Below are 873 nucleotides of genomic sequence, written 5' to 3'. Positions count from 1 at the left end.
GTGGTGGTGTCGTTTGTGAAAACCCGCAACCCGATGGTGTTTCTGTACTGGCTGGCGGTATTCATGTTCATCACCTCCGCGCTGCTGGTACCGAAGCGCAGCGTGCAGATCCACGACATCACCGACCCGGCGGCGGTGTACGAGGTGGACAACGTGCCGGCGGGGCTGGCCATGATTGCGGGCCTGTCTACCGGGGCGGGGTTCGGGGTGGCGCAGCTTTATGACTACACCTTTGCCCGCCCGGACTCGCTGACCTACACGAAGTCGGGCATGCTGTTCGGCTCGCAGGTGGTGGCGCAGACCACGGACTTCCGTTCGCAGAACCCGCAGCTGTCGCAGATGCTGACCGACTACGTGGAGAACTGCGTGGTGGGCGACATCCTGCTGAACAACAAGTACACCGTGTCGCAGCTGCTCAACAGCACCGATCCGCTGACGCTGATCACCGACAATCCGAGCCCGCTGCGCGGCCTGTATCAGGACACCGGCGGCGGACGCCAGTTTATCACCTGCCAGCAGGCGGCGGGGGTGATCAAAAACCTCATCGGGGCGGACGTGCGCATCGGCGGCACCACCTGGCATAAGCTTGCCACGCGCGTGTTCGGCAGCCGCGTGAGCGCCGACAGCCTGCTCGGCAATGCGATGGACGAGAGCTACAACTTCTATTACGCGGGCGGGCTCAGCGCCTCGCAGATCATGCGCAACAACATTACCAACGCGGCCATCCGCGATGGCTGGAAGGGGTTTGCGGCGCGCTCGTCGGATACCGCGAACCTGGTGAACCTGGCCACGGAGTCCAGCCTGACCAAGCAGCGCCTGAGCTGGGCCTCGTTCGGTACCATCATGGGCCGTATGCTGCCGATGTTCCAGTCG

The 873-nt window shown here is 63.7% G+C and carries 1 protein-coding gene; it reads left to right on the top strand.

Annotated elements, in window-relative coordinates; genetic code table 11:
• Positions 1-873, top strand: an 873-nt coding sequence (locus CBW22_RS24505) for a conjugal transfer protein TraG N-terminal domain-containing protein (protein WP_176428188.1), incomplete at both ends; no start/stop codon positions are given.

Origin of the sequence: Pantoea sp. VS1, assembly GCF_002207995.1 — a bacterium.
Lineage (GTDB): Bacteria > Pseudomonadota > Gammaproteobacteria > Enterobacterales > Enterobacteriaceae > Pantoea > Pantoea dispersa.
This window is presented reverse-complemented; position numbering and strand designations above follow the sequence as displayed.